The sequence below is a fragment of the Pseudomonas sp. S2_F07 genome (assembly GCF_054668325.1).
Map to the genome: position 1 here is coordinate 3,306,197 of NZ_CP162758.1, position 26,097 is coordinate 3,332,293.

20 protein-coding genes and 1 tRNA gene are annotated in these 26,097 nt (G+C 59.4%); 14 read left to right on the forward strand and 7 right to left on the reverse strand.

Features of this window, described 5'->3' with window-relative positions:
• Positions 1 to 281 precede the first annotated feature (281 nt).
• The 4 genes from AB4O40_RS14985 to AB4O40_RS15000 all read left to right on the forward strand — a co-directional run bounded on the left by AB4O40_RS14985 (position 282) and on the right by AB4O40_RS15000 (position 6,526).
• A complete protein-coding gene (locus tag AB4O40_RS14985; protein WP_007980217.1) occupies positions 282 to 2,204 on the forward strand; it encodes a PrkA family serine protein kinase in 1,923 nt (640 codons plus the stop codon).
• A gap of 204 nt (positions 2,205 to 2,408) precedes the next feature.
• Positions 2,409 to 3,680 (forward strand): YeaH/YhbH family protein, encoded by a 1,272-nt coding sequence (locus AB4O40_RS14990; protein ID WP_056726641.1) that lies wholly within the window; start codon positions 2,409 to 2,411, stop codon positions 3,678 to 3,680.
• Positions 3,677 to 5,239 (forward strand): SpoVR family protein, encoded by a 1,563-nt coding sequence (locus tag AB4O40_RS14995; RefSeq protein ID WP_056726640.1) that lies wholly within the window; start codon positions 3,677 to 3,679, stop codon positions 5,237 to 5,239. The genes AB4O40_RS14990 and AB4O40_RS14995 overlap by 4 nt, the downstream gene beginning before the upstream one ends.
• A gap of 63 nt (positions 5,240 to 5,302) precedes the next feature.
• A complete protein-coding gene (locus tag AB4O40_RS15000; RefSeq protein WP_056726639.1) occupies positions 5,303 to 6,526 on the forward strand; it encodes a multifunctional CCA addition/repair protein in 1,224 nt (407 codons plus the stop codon).
• 86 nt (positions 6,527 to 6,612) lie between these two features.
• Here the strand turns inward: AB4O40_RS15000 and folK are convergent, their stop codons facing one another.
• Positions 6,613 to 7,131, reverse strand: a complete 519-nt coding sequence (folK, locus tag AB4O40_RS15005) for a 2-amino-4-hydroxy-6-hydroxymethyldihydropteridine diphosphokinase (RefSeq protein WP_223541849.1) — start codon at positions 7,129 to 7,131, stop codon at positions 6,613 to 6,615.
• Positions 7,122 to 7,478 (reverse strand): dihydroneopterin aldolase, encoded by a 357-nt coding sequence (gene folB / locus AB4O40_RS15010; protein ID WP_056726637.1) that lies wholly within the window; start codon positions 7,476 to 7,478, stop codon positions 7,122 to 7,124. The genes folK and folB overlap by 10 nt, the downstream gene beginning before the upstream one ends.
• Before the next feature lie 74 nt (positions 7,479 to 7,552).
• On the opposite strand from folB, the gene plsY reads away from it, so the two are divergent.
• On the forward strand, positions 7,553 to 8,122 hold the full coding sequence (gene plsY, locus AB4O40_RS15015; RefSeq protein WP_056726636.1) for a glycerol-3-phosphate 1-O-acyltransferase PlsY: 570 nt from the start codon (positions 7,553 to 7,555) through the stop codon (positions 8,120 to 8,122).
• Between the two features lie 23 nt (positions 8,123 to 8,145).
• Here plsY and tsaD read toward each other — a convergent pair whose 3' ends face one another.
• Positions 8,146 to 9,171: a tRNA (adenosine(37)-N6)-threonylcarbamoyltransferase complex transferase subunit TsaD gene (gene tsaD / locus AB4O40_RS15020; RefSeq protein WP_056726635.1), complete on the reverse strand. Its 1,026-nt coding sequence runs from the start codon at positions 9,169 to 9,171 to the stop codon at positions 8,146 to 8,148.
• A 199-nt stretch (positions 9,172 to 9,370) separates the two neighbouring features.
• Here tsaD and rpsU point away from each other — a divergent pair, with 199 nt between their 5' ends.
• The 5 genes from rpsU to AB4O40_RS15045 all read left to right on the forward strand — a co-directional run bounded on the left by rpsU (position 9,371) and on the right by AB4O40_RS15045 (position 17,912).
• A complete protein-coding gene (gene rpsU / locus AB4O40_RS15025; RefSeq protein WP_002551877.1) occupies positions 9,371 to 9,586 on the forward strand; it encodes a 30S ribosomal protein S21 in 216 nt (71 codons plus the stop codon).
• A gap of 481 nt (positions 9,587 to 10,067) precedes the next feature.
• Positions 10,068 to 12,035 carry a DNA primase gene (gene dnaG, locus AB4O40_RS15030; RefSeq protein ID WP_460053944.1) on the forward strand — a complete coding sequence of 656 codons (1,968 nt, stop codon included), beginning with the start codon at positions 10,068 to 10,070 and terminating at the stop codon, positions 12,033 to 12,035.
• A gap of 67 nt (positions 12,036 to 12,102) precedes the next feature.
• Complete coding sequence (gene rpoD / locus AB4O40_RS15035) at positions 12,103 to 13,950, forward strand: RNA polymerase sigma factor RpoD (protein WP_150725191.1); 1,848 nt, start codon at positions 12,103 to 12,105, stop codon at positions 13,948 to 13,950.
• Between the two features lie 123 nt (positions 13,951 to 14,073).
• The gene (locus tag AB4O40_RS15040; RefSeq protein ID WP_056726631.1) at positions 14,074 to 17,820 is read left to right on the forward strand and encodes a bifunctional diguanylate cyclase/phosphodiesterase; all 3,747 of its coding nucleotides are present in this window, start codon (positions 14,074 to 14,076) and stop codon (positions 17,818 to 17,820) included.
• 15 nt (positions 17,821 to 17,835) lie between these two features.
• Positions 17,836 to 17,912: transfer RNA gene (locus tag AB4O40_RS15045), tRNA-Ile, on the forward strand.
• A gap of 74 nt (positions 17,913 to 17,986) precedes the next feature.
• On the opposite strand, the gene AB4O40_RS15050 is transcribed toward AB4O40_RS15045, so the two are convergent.
• Positions 17,987 to 18,292, reverse strand: a complete 306-nt coding sequence (locus tag AB4O40_RS15050) for an XRE family transcriptional regulator (RefSeq protein ID WP_056726630.1) — start codon at positions 18,290 to 18,292, stop codon at positions 17,987 to 17,989.
• Positions 18,285 to 18,650 carry a type II toxin-antitoxin system RelE/ParE family toxin gene (locus tag AB4O40_RS15055; protein ID WP_056726629.1) on the reverse strand — a complete coding sequence of 122 codons (366 nt, stop codon included), beginning with the start codon at positions 18,648 to 18,650 and terminating at the stop codon, positions 18,285 to 18,287. The genes AB4O40_RS15050 and AB4O40_RS15055 overlap by 8 nt, the downstream gene beginning before the upstream one ends.
• Before the next feature lie 579 nt (positions 18,651 to 19,229).
• On the opposite strand from AB4O40_RS15055, the gene AB4O40_RS15060 reads away from it, so the two are divergent.
• Positions 19,230 to 19,538, forward strand: coding sequence for a DUF3077 domain-containing protein (locus AB4O40_RS15060; RefSeq protein WP_046039457.1), 309 nt, complete (start codon positions 19,230 to 19,232; stop codon positions 19,536 to 19,538).
• Between the two features lie 95 nt (positions 19,539 to 19,633).
• On the opposite strand, the gene AB4O40_RS15065 is transcribed toward AB4O40_RS15060, so the two are convergent.
• Together AB4O40_RS15065 and AB4O40_RS15070 are read right to left on the reverse strand one after the other, a co-directional pair.
• Complete coding sequence (locus tag AB4O40_RS15065; protein WP_460053938.1) at positions 19,634 to 20,266, reverse strand: zinc metalloprotease; 633 nt, start codon at positions 20,264 to 20,266, stop codon at positions 19,634 to 19,636.
• 113 nt (positions 20,267 to 20,379) lie between these two features.
• Complete coding sequence (locus AB4O40_RS15070; protein ID WP_460053936.1) at positions 20,380 to 22,734, reverse strand: glucose/quinate/shikimate family membrane-bound PQQ-dependent dehydrogenase; 2,355 nt, start codon at positions 22,732 to 22,734, stop codon at positions 20,380 to 20,382.
• 185 nt (positions 22,735 to 22,919) lie between these two features.
• Between AB4O40_RS15070 and AB4O40_RS15075 the strand changes: the two genes are divergently transcribed.
• From AB4O40_RS15075 to AB4O40_RS15085, 3 genes are all read left to right on the forward strand, one after another.
• Entirely contained in the window at positions 22,920 to 23,381 is a 462-nt protein-coding gene (locus tag AB4O40_RS15075) for an Lrp/AsnC family transcriptional regulator (RefSeq protein WP_046039454.1), read from the forward strand.
• 222 nt (positions 23,382 to 23,603) lie between these two features.
• Positions 23,604 to 25,286, forward strand: a complete 1,683-nt coding sequence (locus tag AB4O40_RS15080) for a flavin monoamine oxidase family protein (protein WP_414917954.1) — start codon at positions 23,604 to 23,606, stop codon at positions 25,284 to 25,286.
• Positions 25,287 to 25,298: 12 nt separating this feature from the next.
• Positions 25,299 to 26,093 (forward strand): carbon-nitrogen hydrolase family protein, encoded by a 795-nt coding sequence (locus tag AB4O40_RS15085; protein ID WP_056726625.1) that lies wholly within the window; start codon positions 25,299 to 25,301, stop codon positions 26,091 to 26,093.
• Positions 26,094 to 26,097: the final 4 nt, after the last annotated feature.

The following is a 26,097-nucleotide window of genomic DNA, read 5'->3' on the forward strand; positions in this document are numbered from 1 at the left end:
CAGGCCCCGGCTCCCGCGGGCTGGCGCGGTGGCAGACGAACGGTCTGCCACAACTAATTACGTATCTCGCCTTTACCTCCCGAATTCCCAACTATCCTTAAGCCCAGGCCATCCAAAACAGGGGAGAGCCGGTACACCGGCGCACGGGTCATCGGGAGTAGCTTTCGGAGTAGTCAGCTCCGGGAGAGTTCTGGGGGGTAAACAGCAATCGCCTGTTCGGTTGCTGCCAGCATCGACTGAGTGATCCGGCGTCGGCTCCACGTATCGAGCGAGGTGACGTCATGAGTATCTTTAGCCACTTCCAACAACGCTTCGAGTCCACACGCCAGGAAGAACTCTCTCTGCAAGAGTATCTGGAACTGTGCAAAAAAGACCGTAGCGCCTACGTTTCCGCCGCCGAGCGTCTACTGCTGGCCATCGGTGAACCGGAACTGCTCGACACCTCGACCAACTCGAGACTGTCGCGCATCTTCTCCAACAAGGTCATCCGTCGCTATCCGGCCTTTGAAGACTTCCACGGGATGGAAGAATGCATCGACCAGATCGTGTCGTATTTCCGCCATGCCGCGCAGGGCCTGGAAGAGAAGAAACAGATCCTTTACCTGCTCGGCCCAGTCGGTGGCGGTAAATCGTCCCTGGCCGAGAAGCTCAAGCAACTGATGGAAAAAGTGCCCTTCTATGCCATCAAGGGCTCGCCGGTTTTCGAGTCGCCCCTGGGTCTGTTCAACTCCACTGAAGATGGAGCGATCCTGGAAGAAGACTTCGGCATTCCACGGCGCTACCTCAACACCATCATGTCGCCATGGGCGACCAAGCGCCTGGCCGAATTCGGCGGCGACATCAGCCAGTTCCGCGTGGTGAAACTCTACCCGTCGATCCTCAACCAGATCGCCGTGGCCAAGACCGAACCTGGCGACGAAAACAACCAGGACATCTCGGCGCTAGTGGGCAAGGTCGATATCCGCAAACTGGAGGAGTTCCCGCAGAATGACGCCGACGCCTACAGCTACTCGGGCGCCCTGTGCCGGGCCAACCAGGGCCTGATGGAATTCGTCGAAATGTTCAAGGCACCCATCAAGGTGCTGCACCCACTGCTGACCGCCACCCAGGAGGGCAACTACAACAGTACCGAAGGCCTCGGCGCGATTCCGTTCACCGGGATCCTGTTGGCCCACTCCAACGAATCGGAGTGGCATACCTTCCGCAATAACAAGAACAACGAAGCCTTCATCGACCGGATCTACATCGTCAAAGTGCCGTACTGCCTGCGGGTCAGTGACGAAGTCAAGATCTACGACAAGCTGCTGTTCAACAGTTCGCTGGCCAAGGCGCATTGCGCGCCGGATACCCTGAAGATGCTGGCCCAGTTCACCGTGCTCTCGCGCCTCAAGGAGCCGGAAAACTCCAACATCTACTCGAAGATGCGCGTGTACGACGGCGAGAACCTCAAGGATACCGATCCGAAAGCCAAATCGATCCAGGAATACCGCGACAATGCGGGCGTCGACGAAGGCATGAACGGTCTTTCGACCCGCTTCGCATTCAAGATCCTGTCTAAGGTGTTCAACTTCGATCCGCACGAAATCGCCGCCAACCCGGTACACCTGCTCTACGTGCTTGAACAACAGATCGAGCAGGAACAGTTCCAGGCCGAGACCCGCGAACGCTATCTGCGCTTCCTCAAGGAGTACCTGGCACCGCGCTACATCGAGTTCATCGGCAAGGAGATCCAGACCGCCTACCTCGAGTCTTACAGCGAGTACGGTCAGAACATCTTCGATCGTTATGTGCTGTACGCCGACTTCTGGATCCAGGACCAGGAGTATCGCGACCCGGAAACCGGCGAGATCCTCAACCGCGTAGCGTTGAACGAAGAACTGGAGAAAATCGAAAAACCGGCCGGCATCAGCAATCCGAAGGATTTCCGCAACGAAATCGTCAACTTCGTACTGCGCGCCCGGGCCAACAACAACGGCAAGAACCCGACCTGGCTCAGCTACGAAAAACTGCGGGTGGTCATCGAGAAGAAAATGTTCTCCAACACCGAGGACCTGCTGCCAGTCATCAGCTTCAATGCCAAGGCCAGCAAAGAGGACCAGCAGAAACACAACGACTTCGTCACACGGATGGTCGAGCGGGGCTACACCGACAAACAGGTACGACTGCTCTCCGAGTGGTACCTGCGGGTCAGAAAATCACAATAACCCGCTGCCGGTCAGACCGGTTGTCGTCAGCCAGAGACCTGTGTGCGCTTTTTCTGTTACACAGGCCTCTGGAAGGTGTTCGAAAGTCGGTAGCGAGTTCAGGCAGCATCCAAAGCGCTTGGGGGAGCGTTCAACATCCCTCGGCTCTCGGTTCGATGCTGTATCACCGCTCGCCCCTTTCAGGACAGCTTCTAAGGAGCAGTCATGAGCTATGTGATCGACCGACGTCTCAATGGCAAGAACAAGAGCACGGTGAACCGCCAGCGGTTTCTGCGGCGTTACCGTGATCACATCAAGAAGGCTGTCGAAGAGGCGGTCAGCCGGCGCTCCATTACCGATATGGAACACGGCGAACAAATCAGCATTCCCGGCCGCGACATCGACGAGCCGGTGCTTCATCACGGTCGCGGTGGCAAGCAGACGGTCGTGCACCCGGGCAACAAGGAATTCACCAGCGGCGAACATATCGCCCGCCCACCGGGAGGTGGTGGTGGCCGTGGCCCCGGCAAGGCCGGCAATTCCGGCGAAGGAATGGACGAATTCGTCTTCCAGATCACCCAGGAAGAGTTCCTCGAGTTCATGTTCGAGGACCTCGAACTACCCAATCTGGTCAAGCGCAACCTGACCGGCACCGACACCTTCAAGACCGTGCGCGCCGGGATCAGCAACGAGGGTAACCCCTCGCGGATCAACATCATCCGCACCTTGCGTTCGGCTCACGCCCGGCGTATCGCCCTGTCCGGCAGCAGCCGGGCAAAGCTGCGCGAAGCCAAGGAAGAACTTCTGCGACTCAAGCAGGAAGAACCGGACAACTTCGGCGATATTCAGAAAATCGAAGAAGAAATCGAAAAACTCAGTGCGCGCATTCATCGCATCCCGTTCCTCGACACGTTCGACCTCAAGTACAACCTGCTCATCAAGCAACCCAACCCCAGTTCCAAGGCCGTGATGTTCTGCCTGATGGACGTATCCGGCTCGATGACCCAGGCGACCAAGGATATCGCCAAGCGCTTCTTTATCCTGCTGTACCTGTTTCTCAAGCGTAACTACGACAAGATTGACGTCGTGTTCATCCGCCACCACACCAGCGCCCGCGAAGTGGATGAAGAGGAGTTTTTCTACTCCCGTGAAACCGGCGGCACCATCGTCTCCAGCGCCTTGAAACTGATGCAGGAGATCATGGCCGAGCGTTATCCGAGCAACGAGTGGAACATCTACGCCGCCCAGGCCTCCGACGGTGACAACTGGAACGACGACTCCCCTATCTGCCGCGACATCCTGATCAACCAGATCATGCCTTTCGTGCAGTACTACACTTACGTTGAGATCACCCCGCGCGAACACCAGGCCCTGTGGTTCGAGTACGAGCGCATCGCCGAAGCCTTTTCCGACACATTTGCCCAGCAACAACTGGTCTCGGCCGGGGATATCTATCCGGTCTTCCGTGAACTCTTCCAGCGCAGGTTAGTGACATGACCGCCAAAGAGCAGAAACGCCAACCCATTTCCACCGGCTCCGAATGGACGTTCGAGCTGATTCAGGCCTACGACCGCGAAATCAGTCGTATTGCGGCCGGTTACGCACTCGATACGTATCCCAACCAGATCGAAGTGATCACCGCCGAACAGATGATGGACGCCTACGCCTCGGTCGGTATGCCGCTGGGTTATCACCACTGGTCCTACGGCAAGCACTTCCTCAGCACCGAAAAGTCCTATACCCGCGGCCAGATGGGGCTGGCCTACGAAATCGTGATCAACTCCGATCCATGCATCGCCTACCTGATGGAAGAAAACACAATCTGCATGCAGGCGCTGGTGGTGGCCCATGCCTGCTACGGGCACAACAGCTTTTTCAAAGGCAATTACCTGTTCCGCACCTGGACCGACGCCAGCTCGATCATCGATTACCTGGTGTTTGCCAAGCAGTACATCATGCAGTGCGAAGAACGCCACGGCATCGACGCGGTCGAGGACCTGCTCGACTCCTGCCATGCCCTGATGAACTATGGTGTCGACCGCTACAAACGCCCTTATCCGATCTCCGCGGAGGAAGAACGTCGCCGGCAAAAGGACCGGGAAGAACATCTACAGAAACAGATCAACGATCTGTGGCGCACCATTCCCAAGGGCGCGGACAAGTACAGCGACAAGGACAACGCGCGCTTCCCCGCCGAACCTCAGGAAAATATCCTGTACTTCATCGAAAAACACGCGCCGCTGCTGGAGCCATGGCAACGGGAAATCGTGCGCATCGTGCGCAAGATCGCCCAGTATTTTTATCCACAGCGTCAGACCCAGGTGATGAACGAGGGCTGGGCCACGTTCTGGCACTACACCCTGATGAACGACCTCTACGACGAGGGCCTGGTCACCGACGGCTTCATGATGGAGTTCCTGACGTCCCACACCAGCGTGGTGTTCCAGCCTGGTTTCGACAGCCCTTACTACAGCGGCATCAACCCCTACGCCCTGGGGTTTGCCATGTACCGCGACATCCGTCGCATGTGCGAAGAACCTACGGAAGAAGATTACCGCTGGTTCCCGGACATCGCCGGTACCGACTGGCTGGCAGCCATCAAATTCGCCATGAGCAGCTTCAAGGACGAGAGCTTCATCCTGCAGTACCTGTCGCCCAAGGTGATCCGCGACCTGAAGCTGTTCAGCATTCTCGATGACGACCAGAAGGACGACCTGCTGGTGCCCGCCATTCACGACGAAGGAGGCTACCGCATCATCCGTGAAACCCTCGCGGCACAGTACAACCTGGGTAATCGCGAGCCCAACGTGCAGATCTACAGCATCGACCGGCGTGGCGATCGATCCCTGACCCTGCGTCACCAGCAGCACGACCGCAAACCACTCGGGGACTCGACTGAAGAAGTGCTCAAACACCTGCACCGCCTCTGGGGCTTCGATATTCACCTGGAAACCCTGCAAGGCGATCAGGTCATGAAAACCCACCATGTGCCGCCCAGAAGCGAGCACAGCGAAGGTGATTACGGCCGCCTGGACCTGGCCGTCATCCATCTTTGATCCGGTTTGCGCCTCCGAAAGCTCGATGCAACGGTTATCCTGTCGAGCTAACGGAGGTTTTTTATGCGTATTTATAAAGTCGGCGGCGCGGTACGCGATCGCCTGCTGGGCAAACCGGTAACCGATATCGACTGGGTCGTGGTCGGCGCCACCACCGAAGAAATGCTCGCCAAGGGCTTTCGCCCGGTGGGTGCGGACTTCCCGGTGTTTCTTCACCCAAAAAGCGGTGAGGAATACGCCCTGGCCCGCACCGAGCGCAAAAGCGGGCGCGGTTACGGCGGGTTCACTTTTCACGCAAGCCCTGAAGTCACCCTCGAAGAAGACTTGATCCGTCGCGACCTGACCATCAATGCCATGGCCGAAGACGACCAGCAGAACCTGACCGACCCGTACCACGGCCAGCGCGATCTCGAAGCGCGCCTGCTTCGCCATGTTTCCCCGGCATTTGCCGAAGATCCGCTCCGGGTCCTGCGTGTTGCCCGCTTCGCGGCACGCTACGCGACGCTGGGTTTTACCGTTGCCCCGGAAACCCTGGCACTGATGCGCCAACTCAGCGAGTCAGGCGAACTTGAAGCACTGACCCCGGAACGCAGCTGGAAGGAAATTTCCCGCGCCCTGATGGAAGATCAGCCACAGGTGTTTGTGGAGGTTTTGCGCGCATGCGGCGCACTCCAGGTCCTGATGCCCGAGGTCGACGCGCTGTTTGGCGTACCGCAACCACCCGCCCACCACCCGGAAATCGATACAGGCATACATACCCTGAGCGTGTTGCAGCAAGCGGCGCTGCACAAACAGCCGTTGACCGTGCGCTGGGCCTGCCTGCTGCACGACCTGGGCAAGGGCCTGACGCCCGAGGAAGAATGGCCGCGACACATTGCCCACGAGTTCAAAGGCCTGAAGCTGATCAAAGCGATCAATGAACGCTTCAAGGTACCGAGGGACTGCCAGGAACTGGCACTGCTGGTGGGCGAGTATCACACCCATGGGCATCGCGCCCTTGAGCTGAAGCCATCAACGTTGCTGGAGGTGCTGCAAAGCTTCGACATTTACCGCCGGCCACAGCGGTTCGAGGAGTTCATCGCGGCATGTGAGATGGATGCGCGTGGGCGCGAAGGGCTGGAAGAAAGAAGTTATCCACAGGCGGATTATTTGCGCGGCGCGGCAACCGCGGCTCGTAGCGTGGCGGTTCAGCCGCTGCTGGAGAAAGGCTTCAAGGGGCCGGAACTGGGGGAGGCGATCAAGCGTGAGCGACTCAAGGCGCTGAAGGCCTACAAAGAAAAAGCCTGAACAGGATAAAAGATCGCAGCCTTCGGCAGCTCCTACAGGACGCATCAATCCTTGTAGGAGCTGCCGAAGACTGCGATCTTTTTGCTTTACAGTAAATCAGAGGGTGTCAGCTGCCCACCACGCCATTCGAAAGCCACTGGCGCCAACACCTGATCAATCTGCGCTTCAGCCCACAAGGTCGCAAAGCTCTTGCCTGCGCCCGGGTGCACGCGATCCGGTGCTATCAACGACAACGGCCACAGAACAAACGCATTCTTCAGAATTTCTGCCCGCGGCAAGATCAGGCCGTCGAAGTTGCCCACCAGGTCACCGAACAACAACACGTCGATATCCAGTGGCAAACCTCGGCGATCCGGTGCGTAACGACCGTTATCCGCCTCGATGAATTTCAATCGACGATCAAGTTCAATAAGCGGCAGATCGGTATACGCCGACACCACGAAATTGAAGAATGGCCCACTCTTGATGCCCACCGGCTGACTTTCGAACACCGCCGAACAGCGGATATCGACAAGAAACGCCGCCAAAGCATCGAGCCCCGCCCGCAAATGGGCTTCACGCTCGATATTGCTACCGAGCCCGAGGTACACCTGTGTCAGCGACATCCGCGCTCGATCTCCACGCCCACACCGCCGATGGCAGCCGGGACAGCGCCGGGCTTGGTCAGCTTCAGGCGCATCCAGGTGATCTTGAATTCGCTCATCAGTACTTCAACCAGCCGCTCGGCAAAGGTTTCCACCAGCTGGAATTGCGCCTGCTCGGCAAACGCCTGGATACGCGAGGAAACACTGGCGTAGTCGAGCGCCAGGGTCAGGTCATCACCGGCTGCGGCCGGGCGATTATCCCAGGCGAAGCTCAGATCAAGACGCAAGCACTGTCGGATGCCTCGTTCCCAGTCGTAGGCACCAATCACCGTGTCGACTTCCAGGCCCTCGATAAACACTCTGTCCAAGCACTTCTCTCCGCTACACGACAAGGGCGCAATGCGCCGTTAGAATCAGGGCTTCCTCGCCCGGAATAGTTAGCATGTTTTGGTTATTGGCGATCCTCGCCTACCTGCTCGGCTCTCTGTCCTTTGCCATTTTGCTCAGCCGCCTGACCGGTAACCCCGATCCGCGAATGAGTGGCTCGGGTAATGCCGGCGCCACCAACATGTTGCGCCTGGCCGGCAAGAAACTCGCCATCCTGACCCTGCTCGGCGACCTTTGCAAAGGCCTGCTGCCCGTGCTGATCGCCGGTATCGCGGGCCTTTCACTACAGGATCAGGCCTGGATCGGCGTCTATGCCGTGATCGGCCATCTGTTTCCGTTGTACTTCCGCTTTCGTGGCGGCAAGGGTGTCGCCACCGCAGCCGGCATGTTGCTGGGACTATACCCGCCCGCAGCCTTTCTGGCGGTCTGCGCCTGGCTCTTGACGTTCTACCTGACCCGCACCAGCTCCCTGGCCGCCCTCATCGCCACACCACTGACCCTGCCGCTGCTGGCCTGGCAGGAACCGGCCGCCCTGTTGCCCATGAGCGTACTCACAGGCCTGATCGTCTGGCGCCATCGCGGCAATCTACGCGACCTGTTTGCCGGGCGCGAACGGCACTTCTAGCGGCCGGACATAAGCACCGTTCATCACAATGCGGTCAACTGCTCCATCGGCCAGCGTGCCTGCACGCTGATAGCCAGGCTTTCCTGCTGACCGGCCTGCAAGCGCTGGCAACCGGCGAACGCAATCATTGCGCCATTATCGGTGCAGAACTCAGGGCGTGCATAAAACACATCGCCTTTCATGTCGCCGAGCATTTTTTCCAGGGAAGTGCGCAACGCCTTGTTGGCACTGACGCCCCCTGCTATCACCAGGCGCTTCATTCCTGCCTGCTTGAGGGCACGCTTGCACTTGATGGTCAAAGTCTCCACCACGGCCTGCTGGAACGCCAGCGAGATGTCGCAACGGGCTTGCTCGCTGTCGTCCCCGGCGCTGACGCACTGCTGCCAGGTATTCAAGGCGAAGGTTTTCAAGCCGCTGAAACTGAAATCCAGGCCCGGGCGGTCGCACATAGGCCGCGGGAACACGAAACGTCCTGCAACGCCCTGCCCTGCAAGGCGAGCGATCTCCGGCCCGCCCGGATAATTGAGGCCCATCATCTTGGCTGTCTTGTCGAAAGCTTCGCCGGCGGCATCATCCAGGGTCTCGCCCAGGAGCGTGTACTGACCGATTCCGTCGACCTGAACCAGTTGCGTATGACCACCCGACACCAACAAAGCGACGAACGGAAATTCCGGCGGTTGCGACTCCAGCATCGGCGCCAGCAAATGGCCTTCCATGTGATGCACGCCGAGGGCCGGGATGCCCCAGGCAAAGGCCAGCGCCTGGGCGCAGGAAGCCCCTACCAGCAGGGCACCGACCAGGCCAGGACCCGCGGTGTAGGCGATCGCATCGATCTCGGTCGGCACGCAGCCGGCCTCGGCCAACACCTGACGAATCAAGGGCAGCATGCGTTTGACGTGATCGCGCGAAGCCAGCTCGGGCACAACGCCGCCATAGGCGCGATGCAGGTCGATCTGACTGAACAGCGCGTCGGCCAGCAGGCCGCGCTCACTGTCATATAATGCGACACCGGTTTCGTCGCAGGAGGTTTCTAATCCCAGTACTAGCATGGGTTTGCGCCTTGTTTAGGCTGAATTCGAAGGCGCGCATAATAGTCGTCGCGTGATGCCCCGACCAGCGGTTTTCGATCAGAGGCTTTGCATTCCGAGCGATGAGGGGTTAACATCCGCAACCCTTAAAAACCGACGTCTTCAAGTGCTCTTTTGCCGCGAGGATGTTGACCCCGGTAATGAATGAAGGTAGCTCTGGATGCCAGCCGTCAAAGTAAAAGAGAACGAACCCTTCGACGTAGCTCTGCGTCGTTTCAAGCGCTCCTGCGAAAAAGCCGGTGTACTGGCTGAAGTTCGTAGCCGCGAATTTTACGAGAAGCCAACTTCTGAGCGTAAGCGCAAAGCAGCAGCCGCTGTTAAGCGTCACGCCAAGAAAGTTCAGCGCGAACAGCGCCGCGCCGTTCGTCTGTACTAATACACAGACGATCGTAGCAAGCTTCTGCCAAGCCCGGCCCTCAGCCGGGCTTATGGCATTTGCGTAAAACGCTTGATGCTTCACTGTCAAAGCCGCAGACGCGACCGAGACAAATCTGCTTCACCGCGTCAGACCTGGCTCTTTTGCCAGCGGTGCACGTCTTTTCTGACGAGCCTTTCAAGGCTACTGACGAGCACACCCACTGATTCCTCTCACGACGATCAGCCCAAGGCACCTGCTTGCGTGCCAGATGATGAGCTATCCGGGGCCTATGATTGGCCGTAGCGGATTCAGCGCAACACATTCAAACAGTCGGATACTGATTGGCATTAACGTCAGTGGATTTTCGGCAGATACACTTCCCGACAATGAATACGCAGACGACACTGGTCGAGCCGCACACTTTGCGCGCCTCAAACAATGACCGCCGTTCGGTCGCCGTACGTTACGGGATCCTTTCAGCGCAGATGACGAGAACGCCATGGCCGGGCTAATTCCCCAGAGCTTCATTGACGACCTTCTGAACCGCACCGACATCGTCGATGTGGTCAGCTCGCGCCTGCAATTGAAAAAGGCCGGCAAGAACCACACCGCCTGCTGCCCGTTCCACAAGGAAAAGACTCCGTCGTTCAGCGTCAGCCCCGACAAGCAGTTCTATTACTGCTTCGGCTGCGGCGCTGGCGGCAACGCCCTCGGCTTCATCATGGACCACGACAACCTGGATTTCGTCCAGGCCGTCGAAGAACTGGCCAAAGCCGCCGGCATGGAAATCCCCCGCGAAGAAAGCGGCCGACCGCACAAACCGCGACAGCCGACCGATTCGCCGCTGTATCCGCTACTGAGTGCCGCTGCCGATTTTTATCGCCAGGCCCTGAAAAGCCACCCATCGCGTAAAGCCGCCGTGGAATACCTGAAAGGTCGCGGGCTGACCGGCGAAATCGCCCGGGACTTCGGCCTGGGCTTTGCTCCGCCCGGCTGGGACAACCTGTTCAAGCACTTGAGCAGCGATACCCTGCAACAAAAAGCCATGATCGATGCCGGCCTGTTGATCGAAAACGCCGAAAGCGGCAAACGCTACGACCGCTTCCGCGACCGCGTGATGTTTCCGATCCGCGACAGTCGTGGGCGCGTCATCGCCTTCGGCGGTCGGGTATTGGGCGACGACAAGCCGAAGTACCTGAACTCCCCGGAAACCCCGGTTTTCCATAAAGGCCAGGAACTCTACGGCCTGTACGAAGCGCGCAAGACCAACCGCAACCTCGACGAGATCATCGTCGTCGAGGGCTACATGGACGTCATTGCCCTGGCCCAGCAAGGCCTGCGCAATGCCGTCGCAACCCTGGGCACAGCCACCAGCGAGGAACACCTCAAGCGGCTGTTTCGCGTCGTGCCCAACGTGCTGTTCTGCTTCGACGGCGACCAGGCCGGCCGCAATGCAGCATGGCGGGCGCTGGAGGCGACACTTTCGAGCCTGCAGGACGGTCGTCGCGCACGCTTTCTGTTCCTGCCCGAAGGCGAGGACCCGGACACCCTGGTCCGCGCGGAAGGCACCGATGCCTTCCGCGCGCGCATCAACCAGCACGCGCAGCCACTGGCAGATTACTTCTTCCAGCAACTGACGGAGGAAGCCGACCCGCGCTCGCTTGAGGGCAAGGCTCACATGGCCACCCTCGCCGCGCCGTTGATCGACAAAGTCCCGGGCGCCAACCTGCGCATATTGATGCGTCAACGCCTGAGCGAAATCACCGGCCTGAGCGGTGAAGCGGTGAGCCAGTTGGCACAAAGCGCCCCGCAAGAAGCACCGCCCGCCTACGACCCGGGCATCGATTACGACGCGATGCCCGATTACAGCGACTATCATCAGCCGCAGGCACAGGAAATGTATGTGCCGCAGCAGGAATGGACGCCGAAGAAACCCGGTGCAGGAGGCAAGAAATGGGACAAGAAACCGTGGGACAAGAATGGCAAACGGGGCGGTGATCGTGATCAACCCCGCGCGCCACGGGTGCCCGCCGCCGTAGAACCGCCGACCCTCGCCGCCTTGCGCACGTTGCTGCATCACCCGCAACTGGCCGAAAAAGTCGAGGATGCCGGGCACTTCGCCGCCGAGGATCACACCAACACGCAATTGCTGGTGGCGCTGCTCGAAGCTGTGCAGAAGAATCCCAAGCTAAACTCAATTCAATTGATTGCGCGTTGGCACGGCACAGAACAAGGCCGCTTGCTCAAAGCCCTGGCGGAAAAGGAATGGCTGATTGATGGAGATAACCTTGAACAACAGTTTTTCGACACCATTACTAGCTTGTCAGCCCGCCAACGCGAGCGAAACCTGGAACAACTTCTGCGAAAAGCGCGTCAAAGCGAATTGACCAGCGAAGAGAAAAATCAACTGCGCGACCTCTTGAGTCGCAATGTTTCCGCATCAAACCCGACCTCAACTGGCGCGTGAGGTCATAGCTCAGGTATAATCCTCGGCTTGTTTTTTGCCCGCCAAGACCTTCAGTGGATAGGGTGTTATGTCCGGAAAAGCGCAACAGCAGTCTCGTATCAAAGAGTTGATCACACTTGGTCGTGAGCAGGGCTACCTGACTTACGCGGAGGTCAACGACCACCTGCCGGAGGATATTTCAGATCCGGAACAGGTGGAAGACATCATCCGCATGATCAATGACATGGGGATCAACGTATTCGAGGTTGCGCCAGATAAGGATTCCCTTATGCTGGCCGACGCCGATACCGACGAAGCCGCAGCCGAAGAGGCCGCTGCAGCGTTGGCTGCGGTCGAGACCGACATTGGTCGCACTACCGACCCGGTGCGCATGTACATGCGCGAAATGGGTACGGTGGAGCTCCTCACGCGTGAAGGCGAAATCGAAATCGCCAAGCGTATTGAAGAGGGCATCCGTGAGGTGATGAGCGCAATCGCGCACTTCCCCGGCACGGTTGATCATATTCTCTCCGAGTACACCCGCGTCACCACCGAAGGTGGCCGCCTGTCCGACGTCCTGAGCGGTTATATCGACCCGGACGACGGCATCGCGCCGCCTGCGGCAGAAGTGCCGCCGCCGATCGACGCGAAAGCCGCTAAAGCGGATGACGACTCCGAGGACGATGACGCCGAAGCCTCCGATGACGAGGAAGAAGCCGAAAGCGGTCCGGATCCGATCATCGCTGCACAGCGCTTCGGTGCTGTGGCCGATCAGATGGAAATCACCCGCAAGGCGCTGAAAAAGCACGGCCGCAACAACAAGGCAACGATTGCCGAGCTGTTGGCCCTGGCCGAGCTGTTCATGCCGATCAAACTGGTTCCGAAGCAATTCGAAGGCCTGGTCGAGCGTGTTCGCAGTGCCCTGGATCGCCTGCGTCAGCAAGAGCGCGCAATCATGCAGCTCTGCGTTCGTGATGCACGCATGCCGCGTGCCGACTTCCTGCGCCAGTTCCCGGGCAACGAAGTCGACGAAAGCTGGAGTGACGCCCTGGCCAAAGGCAAAGGCAAATACGCTGAAGCCATTGGTCGTCTGCAGCCGGACATCATCCGTTGCCAGCAGAAGCTGACCGCGCTGGAAACCGAAACCGGCTTGACCATCGCTGAAATCAAGGACATCAACCGTCGCATGTCGATCGGTGAGGCCAAGGCCCGCCGCGCGAAGAAAGAGATGGTTGAAGCCAACTTGCGTCTGGTGATCTCGATCGCCAAGAAGTACACCAACCGTGGTCTGCAATTCCTCGATCTGATCCAGGAAGGCAACATCGGCTTGATGAAAGCGGTGGACAAGTTCGAATACCGTCGCGGCTACAAGTTCTCGACTTATGCCACCTGGTGGATCCGTCAGGCGATCACTCGCTCGATCGCCGACCAGGCCCGCACCATCCGTATTCCGGTGCACATGATCGAGACGATCAACAAGCTCAACCGCATTTCCCGCCAGATGCTGCAGGAAATGGGTCGCGAACCGACCCCGGAAGAGCTGGGCGAACGCATGGAAATGCCTGAGGACAAGATCCGCAAGGTATTGAAGATCGCTAAAGAGCCGATCTCCATGGAAACCCCGATCGGTGATGACGAAGACTCCCATCTGGGTGACTTCATCGAAGACTCGACCATGCAGTCGCCAATCGATGTTGCAACCGTTGAGAGCCTTAAAGAAGCGACTCGCGAAGTGCTGTCCGGCCTCACTGCCCGTGAAGCCAAGGTACTGCGCATGCGCTTCGGTATCGACATGAATACCGACCACACCCTCGAAGAGGTTGGTAAGCAGTTCGACGTGACCCGTGAGCGGATTCGTCAGATCGAAGCCAAGGCGCTGCGCAAGCTGCGCCACCCGACGAGAAGCGAGCATCTGCGCTCCTTCCTCGACGAGTGATCACAAAACCCCCGGCCCAGGCCGGGGGTTTTGCTTTGTACAGATTAAATCCCCCCCGCCTCCCCCCTCCGCCCTGTAGCCGTCTACACTCGAAACATTCCCCCGAGCCATAACGAGACCGTTATGCCCAGACTGCCGACCGTGCTTTTTTTGCTGTCGCTGATGACCTGGACCGCAACGGCTGGCGCGCTGACTCTCACTGACGAAGAACGTAGCTGGCTGGCGGCTCACCCGGAATTGCGCCTGGGTGTCGATGCGTCGTGGCCGCCTTTCGAGTTTCGTGACGATGAGGGCCGCTACCAGGGCCTTGCCGCCGATTACATCGAGGTCATCCGCAAAAGGCTGGCAACCCGACTCACGCCCATCGAGCCGGTGAGCTGGACCGCCGTCCTGGAGCAGGCCAAGAAGGGCAAGCTAGACCTGCTGCCGGGCATCATGTCGACCCCGGAACGCCAGCAATACCTGTCGTTCACCCGCCCCTACCTGGATTTTCCGATTGTCATCCTGGCCCATGTCGGGGGCCCCCAACCACACAACCTGAAAGACCTGTACGGCCTGAAAATCGCCGTAGTGGAAAACTACGCCCCTCACGAACTGCTGCGCACCCACCATCCCGACTTGAATCTGGTAGCGATGCCCAACGTCAGTTCGGCGCTACAGGCACTGGCCACCGACGAAGTGGACGCCGTGGTAGGCGATCTGGCTTCCAGCGTCTGGAGCCTACGCCAACTCAAGCTCGACGGGTTGTATGTCAGCGGTGAAACGCCCTATCGCTATCAACTGGCCATGGGTGTACCCCGCAACAACAAGATGCTGGTTGGCATTCTCGACAAAGTCCTGGCGGACATGAGCCCCGCTGAAATCAGCGCCATTCAGGAGCATTGGGTCGGCAACGTCCTCGATCATCGAACGTTCTGGAGTGACCTGCTGGTGTATGGCCTGCCCGGACTGCTGCTGCTGACTGTCGTACTGGCGGTGGTCATCCGCATCAACCGCCGTTTGAGCTCGGAAATCGCCCGCCGGGTCGACCTTGAACAGGAACTGCGCAGCAGCGAATACCACTACCGCGGCTTGGTGGAGAGCCTGTCGGCCATCGCTTGGGAAGCAAAAGTCACCGACTTCACCTACAGCTATGTATCGCCCCACGCCGAAGACCTTCTCGGATATCCCCTGTCCCATTGGCTGATCCCGGGCTTCTGGCGCAACATCATTCACCCCGCCGACCTGACCCGCGCCCAGACCTTCTGCGACCACGAAGTGCTGGCCGGGCGCGACCATCGCCTCGATTACCGGGTAATCACCGCCGACGGCCGCTGCCTGTGGGTGCGCGACATCGTCAGCCTGATCGAGCACGGGCATGAACCGGTGATGCGTGGGCTGATGATCGACATCACCGACGCCAAGCGCACCGAAGAAGCACTGCGCCTGTCGGAACAGAAATTCGCCTCTGTGTTCCAGCAATGCCCGGACATTCTGGTGATCGCGCGCCTGAGCGACGGTTGTCTGCTGGAGGTCAACGAAGCGTTCGAGGAGCAAATTGGCCTCAAGGCCGAGGACGTCATTGGCCAGACCGCCACCAACCTGAACATCTGGGGGATTCCCGGTGTCGGGCCGGGCCTTCTGCAACGCTTGCAGGCCGGCAGCATCCGCAACCTGGAAATGCCCTTCCGTCGCAGCAACGGCCAGGTGTTTACCGGCCTGATCTCCGCCGAACCGTTCGACCTCGACATGACACCGGCGCTGGTGGTCGTGGTGCGGGACATCACCCAGCTCAAGGAAACCCAGCAACAGCTGCAAACGTCCGAAGAAAAGTTCGCCAAGGCCTTCCACGCCTCCCCCGACGGCTTGCTGCTGTCGCGGCAAAGCGATGGCTTGCTGTTGGAGGTCAACGACGGTTTCAGCCGCATCACCGGCTTCAACAGCGCCATGTCGGTGGATCGTTCGGCGCTGGACCTGGGGATCTGGGTCAACCTCAATGAACGCAAGCAAATGCTCGACCTGCTGCACCGCGACGGTTTTGTCCGCGATTTCAGCTGCCATATCCGCCGCAGCGACGGGCAGATCCGCCTCTGCGAAGTGTCCAGCCGTCCGCTGCCGATTGGCGATGAAAACTGCATGCTGACCATCGCCCGGGACATCACCGAGCGGCACCTGATGCAGGAAAAACTGCAACAGGCCGCCACCGTGTTCGAAAGCACCGCCGAAGGCGTATTGATCACCGACACCCAACAGCACATCAGCGCGGTCAACCGTGCGTTCACCGAAATCACCGGTTACAGCGAAAGCGAAGCCCTGGGCCACACGCCACGCCTGCTCGCCTCGGGCCTGCATGACAGCGCGTTCTACGCGGCCATGTGGCACCAACTGACCGCCGAAGGCCATTGGCAAGGTGAAATTTCCAACCGACGCAAGAATGGCGAGCTGTACCCCAGCTGGCTGACCATCAGTGCCGTGCGCAACCGGGAGAAGTTCATCACCCACTTTGTCGCGGTGTTCGCCGACATTTCCAGCCTCAAGCATGCCCAGGCCAAACTCGACTACCAGGCGCACCACGACCCGCTGACCGGCTTGCCGAACCGCACACTGTTCGAAAGCCGCCTGCTGACCGCGCTCAACAGCCAGCAGGAAAACGGTGGCCAGGGCGCGGTACTGTTCCTCGACCTCGACCGCTTCAAGCACATCAACGACAGCCTCGGCCACCCGGTCGGCGACCTGCTGCTCAAGGGCATCGCCGTGCGCCTCAAGGAGCAACTGCGTGATATCGACACTGTGGCGCGCCTGGGAGGTGACGAGTTCATTATCCTGCTGCCGGGCCTGCAACAATCCAGCGACGCCGACCACATCGCCAATAAACTGCTCAACTGTTTCGCCGCGCCATTCCAGGCCGGCGAACACGAGTTTTTCATCAGCGCCAGCATCGGCACCAGCCTCTATCCGAAAGATGGCTGCGACGTTGCCACACTGATCAAGAACGCCGACGCCGCGATGTACCGCTCCAAGGCCAAGGGCCGCAACCGCGTCGAAAGCTACACCCGCGACCTCACCGCCCAGGCCAGCGAACGCGTGGCGCTGGAACACGAACTGCGCCGCGCCATCGAGCGCAACGAATTGCACCTGTGCTACCAACCGAAAATCAGCCTCGAAGACTACAGCCTGGTCGGCGCCGAAGCCCTGATCCGCTGGCACCATCCGACCTTTGGCGACGTACCGCGGGAACACTTCATCCCGCTGGCCGAAGAAAACGGCATGATCCTGCAAATCGGCGACTGGGTGCTGGAAACCGCCTGCCGGCAGATGGCCGAATGGCACAGGCTGTACGAAAGCCCCGGTCCGCTGTCGGTCAACCTGGCCGGCGCCCAACTGCGCCAACCCAACCTGGTGGGCCGCATCGAACAGTTGCTCAAGGACAACGGCCTCAACCCCGGTTTCCTGCAACTGGAAATCACCGAAAACTTCATCATGAGCCAGGCCGAGGAAGCGCTGGCGGTGCTGCATCAACTCAAACAACTGGGCGTGCAACTGGCCATCGACGACTTCGGCACCGGCTACTCGTCCTTGAGCTACCTCAAGCGCCTGCCGCTGGACATCCTCAAGATCGACCAGTCCTTCGTCCGCGGCCTGCCGGACGATCCCCACGATGCCGCCATCGTACGCGCCATCATCGCCCTCGGCCGCAGCATGCAATTCACCGTGATTGCCGAAGGGGTCGAGACCCGGGCGCAACAGCAATTCCTCGCCGCCGAGGGCTGTGAACAAATCCAGGGCTACATCGTCAGCCTGCCCCTGCCCCCCGACGAATTCGCCGCGACGTTTCTTCGTACAACAGTAAAGGCTTTTTCGGATAGCACAGTCGCAAAACCGTCGCTATAATCCGCGACCTACTGAGGGCCTATAGCTCAGTTGGTTAGAGCAGAGGACTCATAATCCTTTGGTCCACGGTTCAAGTCCGTGTGGGCCCACCAAACAAGAAAGCCGCGCATTGCGCGGCTTTTGCGTATCTGAATAGCCCGAAACAGTAGAGCCATTTTTTAATCGTTCAGTTGGCAAAGTTTTCGATCTTTACCTGGCCCTCGGGGAAGGTGGCGATGATTTCCAACTCGCCACCCATGGCGCGGATGTAGTTGCGCAAAGTACTGATGTACATGTCCGTTCGCCGCTCCATCTTGGAGATCGCCGCCTGATTGACATGCAGTGTCCTGGCCAGTGTGTCCTGACTCAACGCTTGCGCCTGGCGCAACTCGTGCAGCGGCATTTGTGCTCGTAGCTTCTGATGCAAGGCCTCAACACGCGCTTGAGACTCTGGAGAGCGACGTGACACCAAATCAGCAAATTTTTTAGCCATTCTCATAGCCCTCTTTCTTCAATGTTTCCAAGTGCTCGTCGTAGAGACGTTCGGCCAGTGGCACGTGTTCCGTATACCAACGCTCCTGGCCGGTTTTATCACCGCCAATCAGCAGAATCGCACTGCGCCGTGGATCAAACGCGTACAGCACACGGTACGGCCTGCCAGCGTGCTGCACTCTTAACTCACGAAGGTTGCCATGCCGTGAACCCTTGATATCGCTGGTATGTGGAAAACCCAAGTGTGGGCCATCCTCGCCCAGCAACATCACTGTGGCCTGAACCGAGTCCTGTTCGAACTCGTTCAGGTGATCCCACCAGGCCTCAAATTCATCCGTGTATTCGACGTCCCATTTCATACAAATATGCCACCAAAGGAATATAACCTCAAAGGAATAAATGTATGAGCTTCAGAGGTGCCCAACCACTCTGACTCCTCTGTCAATTGTTAACGATGGTTACTCGCAGTAGGTTTGCCGTTTCGCCAATTGCTTCAGCGCCCTCATGACAACGTGGGAACCCAGCGCTTGGCTCAACTACTCAGAGGATGCACCGGCCTGGAAAATCGCTCGTCGCGCCAGTCTTCGTTTACAGAGGGTGTCGCAATATCGGATGACGTCCGTAAACCTTGTAGGCAAACTCCGAACCTTGCTTTTGGGCACTTTGCCGCCTTGTTGCGCTTTTCTTTGACGGGATAGTCTCCGGTCGTCGCTGACCATTCAGCGATCGGGCTTGGAAACCCGTCGGATCAAATCGCAGCAGAATCTACCACTACTCCAGTCGTTTTTTACGACTGCGAAACTGTGTTATGGCAGCTGTGCGTGGGACGCTTTCGGGCGTGCCGGTTTCCTTGATCCCCGGTTTTCCAACCTGCGTACAGCTGCCACCCATTCGCTTGGAAACGAACGTGGCGGCTTCTTGGATTAAGGAGTTACATCATGAGCAAAACCATCTCGCACGATCCTTCAGAACTGAAAACCATCGGCTTCACCCCCTTCCTATATCTCTCGGATCAACCACTGTTCCACGTCTGCCGTGACGTCCCCATCGCCGACGCTCTGGCCCAAGCCTCCGACCTGCTGTTCCTCGCCAAGTCCCTCACCGTGGACGCCGCCTACGCCCAAGATTCCGACCGTCACGCCTGGGCCGCGCATTACCTGACGACGATGAGCAAAGCGGTGATTGATGATGTGGTGAAGGTACTGACGCGCAAACCTGCTCAAACGAGAGCACAAGCAGATCAATAAAACACACAGAGCCTCAAAGCTCCCAAATAGGGACCGAGCGTTCCCTTTTTGGGGCTGATTAGAGCCAAATGCTTCGGCTATTCAGTTCAAACACATCATGAAGGCATGGCCTGCATGGCTAGCCGCCGCTCCAGCTCCTGCCCCGTCAGCATGCCCTCATACGTATCCGCCGGCCGTCCCCACTGCTCCACGATGACCATGCCGTCCACCAGCGCCACAGCCAATTCGGCAATCGTCTCGGCCTGATCTACTATGATTTTTTGCGTCCGCAGCCACAGCCGACCTGTCATCTCTTTAAGCTCCGCCGTTATCCGCTCACCCGACGCAGGATCAGTGTCCGGGTAGACGATATTTCGCAGCAGATGCTGAAGCTCCCTGATTTTTGCGTAATCCTGTTCCGCCCCCTGCTTGCCTTTGAGGATGGCGGTGGCCTTGGGCTTATCGACGCGTTTGGCGGCTGAAGGTTTTGAAGGCAGGGTCTGCGCCATTGAGCCAGCCAGGAGCACCATCATCCGGGCTTCCAGATGTTCCTTCATGGCTTCCATCGACGAAATCGGGCGCACCAAGGTAATGGAGGCCCCTCCCTGGTGCCGCAAATCCTTGCTCACTGTCAGGGTCACGCCGCCCGTTTCAAACCCCAGGGCGCGGGCCACCACGTAGTGCCCCATTTCGTGATGGGCGATCTGCAAGGCACGTTCCCGTACAGCAGCAGGTAGCTTCATTGTCATGTTCTTCGCCTCGCACCCTCGACTGCCTCAATCCTAGCCGATTTCCACACAGGCTCTTTCGCCCAAGAAAAAGCCGCGCAATGGCGCGGCTATCCTGACTGAAGTTTCAGCCCTTATTTGGGCAAGGCGTAGGCAATCACATAATCCCCACGATCCGTCGACTGACGCGCACCGCCCACCGTGAGCAGGATGTACTGCCTGCCGGTTTTCGGTGAAACGTAGGTCATCGGCCCGGACTGACTGCCCACCGGCAAGCGCGATTTCCAGATTTCGTTGCCGTTGCCGGTGTCGAAGGCGCGCAGGTAGAAGTCCTGGGTGCCGGCGAAGAACAGCAGGCCCGACTGGGTGGCCAGCGATGCGCCGAGGGTCGGCATGCCGATCGGGATCGGCAAGTGCATGCGGATGCCCAGCGGGCCGGTGTCCTGCACGGTGCCGACAGGAACTTGCCACATCAGTTTGTGGGTCTTGAGGTCGATGGCGGACATGGTGCCGAACGGTGGTTTCTGGCACGGAATACCGACCGCCGAGAGGAAACGTTCGCGCATGGCGCCGAACGGCGTGCCTTCCTGGGGTACCACGCCCATTTCGATACCGCTGGCCCCGGCTTTGATCTTGTCGCGCGGGATCATGTAGTTGGCCAGGCCCAGGCGCATGTCGTTGACGAACATGTAATTGGTGTTCGGATCAACCGAGACGCTGCCCCAGTTCATGCCGCCCAGCGAGCCCGGGAATTGCAGGGCGCGGTCCATGCCCGGTGGGGTGTAGACGCCTTCGTGGCGCATGCCTTTGAACTGGATGCGGCACATCAACTGATCAAACGGCGTGGCGCCCCACATGTCGGATTCGGTCAGGGTCTTGTTGCCGATTGACGGCATGTCCACCGAGAACGGCTGGGTTGGCGAGTAGCGTTCACCGGGCACCTTGCCTTGCGGCACCGGGCGCTCTTCGACGCGGGCAATCGGCACGCCGGTTTCGCGGTTGAGCAGGAAGATCTCGCCCTGCTTGGTGACTTGCGCCAGGGCTGGCTGGGTGCCGCCCTTATCGTCCGGCACGTCGTACAGCAGCGGCTGCGCCGGCAGGTCGAAGTCCCACAAGTCGTGGTGGGTGGTCTGGTAGTGCCAGCGTACCTGCCCGGTTTTCACATCGATGGCGACGATGGACGAACTCCACTTGTCGTCGAGCTCGGTGCGTTGACCGCCGAAGAAGTCCGGGGTGGCGTTGCCGGTTGGCAAGTAAACCAGACCGAGCTTGGCGTCGTAGGACATGGCCGACCACACATTCGGCGTACCACGGGTATAGGTCTCACCGGTCGGTGGGCGTTTGGTGGTGTTCGGGTTGCCCGGATCCCACGCCCACATCAGCTCACCGCTGCGCACGTCGTAGGCACGCACCACGCCCGGCGGTTCGCCAGTGGAATAGTTATCGGCCACGCGGCCGCCGACGATCACCACGTCTCCTGCGACCAACGGGGTCGAGGTTTGCTGGTAGTAACCGGGCTTCACTTCGCCCATGTCAGTGGTCAGATCGACAGTGCCGTGGTTACCGAACTCTTCGCAGGGCTTGCCGGTGTCGGCATTGATAGCGATCAGGCGCGCATCGCCGGTCGGCAGAAACAGACGTTTCGTACAGGCGGTTGGCTGATTGTCCGAAGACGCCGGAGTTTCGGAATAGCCCAGGCCACGGCAACGCTGCCAGTTGGGCGCGGTGCCTTGGGGGTCGAACTTCCAGCGCTGGGCGCCGGTGTCGGCATCCAGGGCGAAGACTTTGCCGTAGGCGGTGCAGGTGTAGACCGTGTCACCGATTTGCAGCGGAGTGTTCTGGTCTTCGGCGCCGGCACCGGTGCTTTGCGGGATGTCGCCGGTGCGGAAGGTCCAGGCGACCTGCAACTTGTCGATGTTGCCCTTGGTGATCTGGTCCAGCGCGGCAAAGCGGTTGCCGGCAGTGGTGTTGCCCCAGTGGGCCCAATCTTTCTGTTCGGTGCCCGGAGTGACCGGCGTTACCGTAGGTACGGTGGCGTTTTTGACCACATGGGTCGGCACGAACATGTAGGCCATCGTGGCAACGACGCCCACGCCCAGAATGCCAGCCAGACCGTAGGCGCCACGCCCACCGGTCGCGCCCGAAGCACGGACCAGGGTCGGATAGATCAACGCCACCACCAGACCGATCACGGCGAAGGTCAGTACCCGCGAGACCAGCGGCCAGTACTCGAGGCCCGCATCCCAAACGGCCCAGATCGCAGTGAGGAGCAATGCCACAGCATACAGCCAGGCGCCGAGCGGCTTGCGCCGGGCAATCATCAACCCGGACGCCAGCATTGCCAGCCCCATCAGCAGGAAATACCAGCTGCCACCCAGCGCGATCAGATAGCCACCGCCACCGGCCAGGCCGAGCCCGATCAGTGCAATCAGCACACCCAGCCCCGCCAGCAACCATTTGCTGCCGGCGGCAGCCCCAGAATTATTCATGTCGGAAATTTTCCCCATTTGTGACATGGGCGGAATAATGTACTACCTAGTTACTTATGGCAATTTGTCGCAGGCAAAAATGTCATGAACGGTATTGAGGCTAGATCAAATCGCCGTCGCGAGCGTCCTGCAGGAACTGCCTGTAACATGCTTGCGCACTGATCCATGCCCCTGGAGATAACCCCTTGCCTGACACTCGCACGCCCGTTCTCGATGAAATCGACCGCCAATTGATTGCCGCCCTGCAGATCAACGCCCGCGAGAGCGTGGCCATGCTCGCCCGACAACTGGGCATCGCCCGTACCACCGTCACTTCGCGCCTGGCGCGGCTGGAAAAGGCCAAGGTGATCACCGGTTACGGCGTGCGCCTCGGCCAGCGCGTGGTGGATGGCGGGTTGCAGGCGTATGTGGGGATCACTGTGCAACCGCGTTCCGGCAAGGAAGTGTTGCGACGCCTGAGCGCAATGGCGCAGGTGCAACAGCTGTGCGCGGTGAGTGGCGAATTTGATTATGTGGCGTGGTTGCGCACCGATTCGCCGGAGCAACTCGATCAGTTGCTGGATCAGATTGGCAGTGTGGATGGGGTGGAGAAGACCACGACGTCGATCATCTTGAGTAGCAAGATTGATCGGGGGCAGCCGGTTTGAGTTTTCAGGCCTGGGTTCATCCGTGACTGAACTGGCGCTATCGCGAGCAAGCTCGCTCCCACAGTGGTCAGTGTGCATTGATAGTTCGTCATATCGATCAAACAAACATCAAAATGACGACACTTTGCGTCTTAATAACGTGTTCTGCGCTCTCTAGAATGGCTGACATCTTTTCCTATACTCAGATGCGCATCCCGCGTCGGGTCGCCAGCAAGGTCAGCCATGAACAAGAACAATCGCCATCCTGCAGACGGTAAGAAACCAGTCACCATTTTCGGCCCGGATTTTCCTTTCGCCTTCGACGACTGGATCGAACACCCCGCCGGGCTGGGCAGTATTCCCGAGCATAATCACGGTGCCGAAGTGGCGATTGTCGGCGGCGGGATTGCCGGCCTGGTGGCGGCGTATGAGCTGATGAAGCTGGGCCTGAAACCGGTCGTCTACGAAGCTTCGAAAATGGGCGGCCGTCTGCGTTCCCAGGCGTTCAATGGCGCCGAAGGCATCATTGCCGAGCTGGGCGGGATGCGCTTCCCGGTGTCGTCCACCGCGTTCTATCACTACGTCGACAAACTGGGTCTGGAAACCAAACCTTTCCCTAACCCGCTGACACCCGCGTCGGGCAGCACGGTGATCGACCTCGAAGGCCAGACCCATTACGCACAGAAGCTGTCGGACCTTCCTGCACTGTTCCAGGAAGTGGCTGACGCCTGGGCCGATGCCCTGGAAGCCGGCTCGCAGTTCTCCGATATCCAGCAAGCCATCCGCGACCGTGATGTGCCACGTCTGAAAGAGTTGTGGAACACCCTGGTTCCGTTGTGGGACGACCGCACCTTCTACGATTTCGTCGCCACCTCCAAGGCGTTCGCCAAGCTCTCGTTCCATCACCGCGAAGTGTTCGGCCAGGTCGGTTTCGGTACCGGTGGCTGGGATTCGGACTTCCCCAACTCGATGCTGGAAATCTTCCGCGTGGTGATGACCAACTGCGACGATCACCAGCACCTGGTGGTTGGCGGTGTGGAACAGGTGCCCCAGGGCATCTGGCGTCATGTACCGGAGCGTTGCGCGCATTGGCCAGCGGGCACCAGCCTCAGCTCGCTGCACAACGGCGCACCGCGCACCGGCGTGAAGAAAATTGCCCACGCGCCGGGCGGCCGTTTCGCCGTCACCGACAACTGGGGCGACACCCGCGAATACGCGGCCGTGCTGACCACCTGCCAGAGCTGGCTGCTGACCACCCAGATCGAATGCGACGAAACCCTGTTCTCGCAAAAAATGTGGATGGCTTTGGACCGTACCCGCTACATGCAGTCGTCTAAAACTTTCGTGATGGTCGACCGCCCGTTCTGGAAGGACAAGGATCCGGAAACCGGCCGCGACCTGATGAGCATGACCCTCACCGACCGCCTGACCCGTGGCACCTACCTGTTCGACAACGGCGACGACAAGCCGGGGGTGATCTGCCTGTCGTACTCGTGGATGAGCGATGCGCTGAAAATGCTCCCGCAGCCCGTGGAAAAACGCGTGAAGCTGGCCTTGGATGCGTTGAAGAAGATCTACCCGAAGGTCGATATCGCCGCGCGGATCATCGGCGATCCGATCACCGTTTCGTGGGAAGCCGACCCGCATTTCCTCGGCGCGTTCAAAGGCGCCCTGCCCGGCCACTACCGCTACAACCAGCGCATGTACGCGCACTTCATGCAGGACGCCATGCCAGCCGAGCAGCGCGGGATTTTCATCGCCGGCGACGACGTTTCGTGGACGCCTGCCTGGGTTGAGGGCGCGGTACAGACCTCGCTCAACGCGGTATGGGGCATCATGAAGCACTTCGGCGGTGCAACTCACGCCGAGAATCCGGGTCCAGGAGATGTATTCAACGAGATCGGACCGATCGCCCTGCCCGAGTAAGAGGAATCCGAAATGCGCGTAGCCCTTTACCAATGTCCGCCGCTGCCTCTGGACGTCGCTGGCAACCTGCAACGCCTGCATCAGTTGGCGCTGGAAGCCAAAGGCGCCGACCTGCTGGTGCTGCCGGAGATGTTCCTGACCGGCTACAACATCGGCGTCGATGCCGTCAGCGTGCTGGCGGAGGTGCATAACGGTGAGTCGGCACAGCAGATTGCGCGCATTGCCAAGACTGCCGGGATCGCCATTTTGTATGGCTATCCCGAGCGCACCGAGGACGGGCAGATCTACAACGCCGTGCAGTTGATCGACGCTAACGGCGAGCGCATCTGCAATTACCGCAAGACCCATCTGTTCGGCGATCTGGATCACTCGATGTTCAGTGCAGGTTCCGATGAGTTTCCCGTCGTTGAACTCAACGGCTGGAAACTCGGTTTCCTGATCTGCTACGACCTGGAGTTTCCGGAAAACGCCCGACGCCTGGCCCTGGCCGGTGCCGAACTGATCCTGGTGCCGACCGCGAACATGATTCCGTTCGATTTCGTCGCCGATGTCACCGTGCGTTCCCGCGCCTTCGAAAACCAATGTTATGTGGCTTACGCCAACTACTGCGGCCATGAAGGCGATATCCACTATTGCGGTCAAAGCAGCATCGCTGCGCCGGATGGCAGCCGCATCGCTCAGGCAGGCCTTGATGAAGCATTGATCGTCGGCGAGCTGGATCGACAGTTGATGGTCGACTCCCGCGCCGCCAATCGCTACCTGATCGATCGTCGTCCCGAGCTTTACGGCGAGCTGAACAAGTCCTAATCCG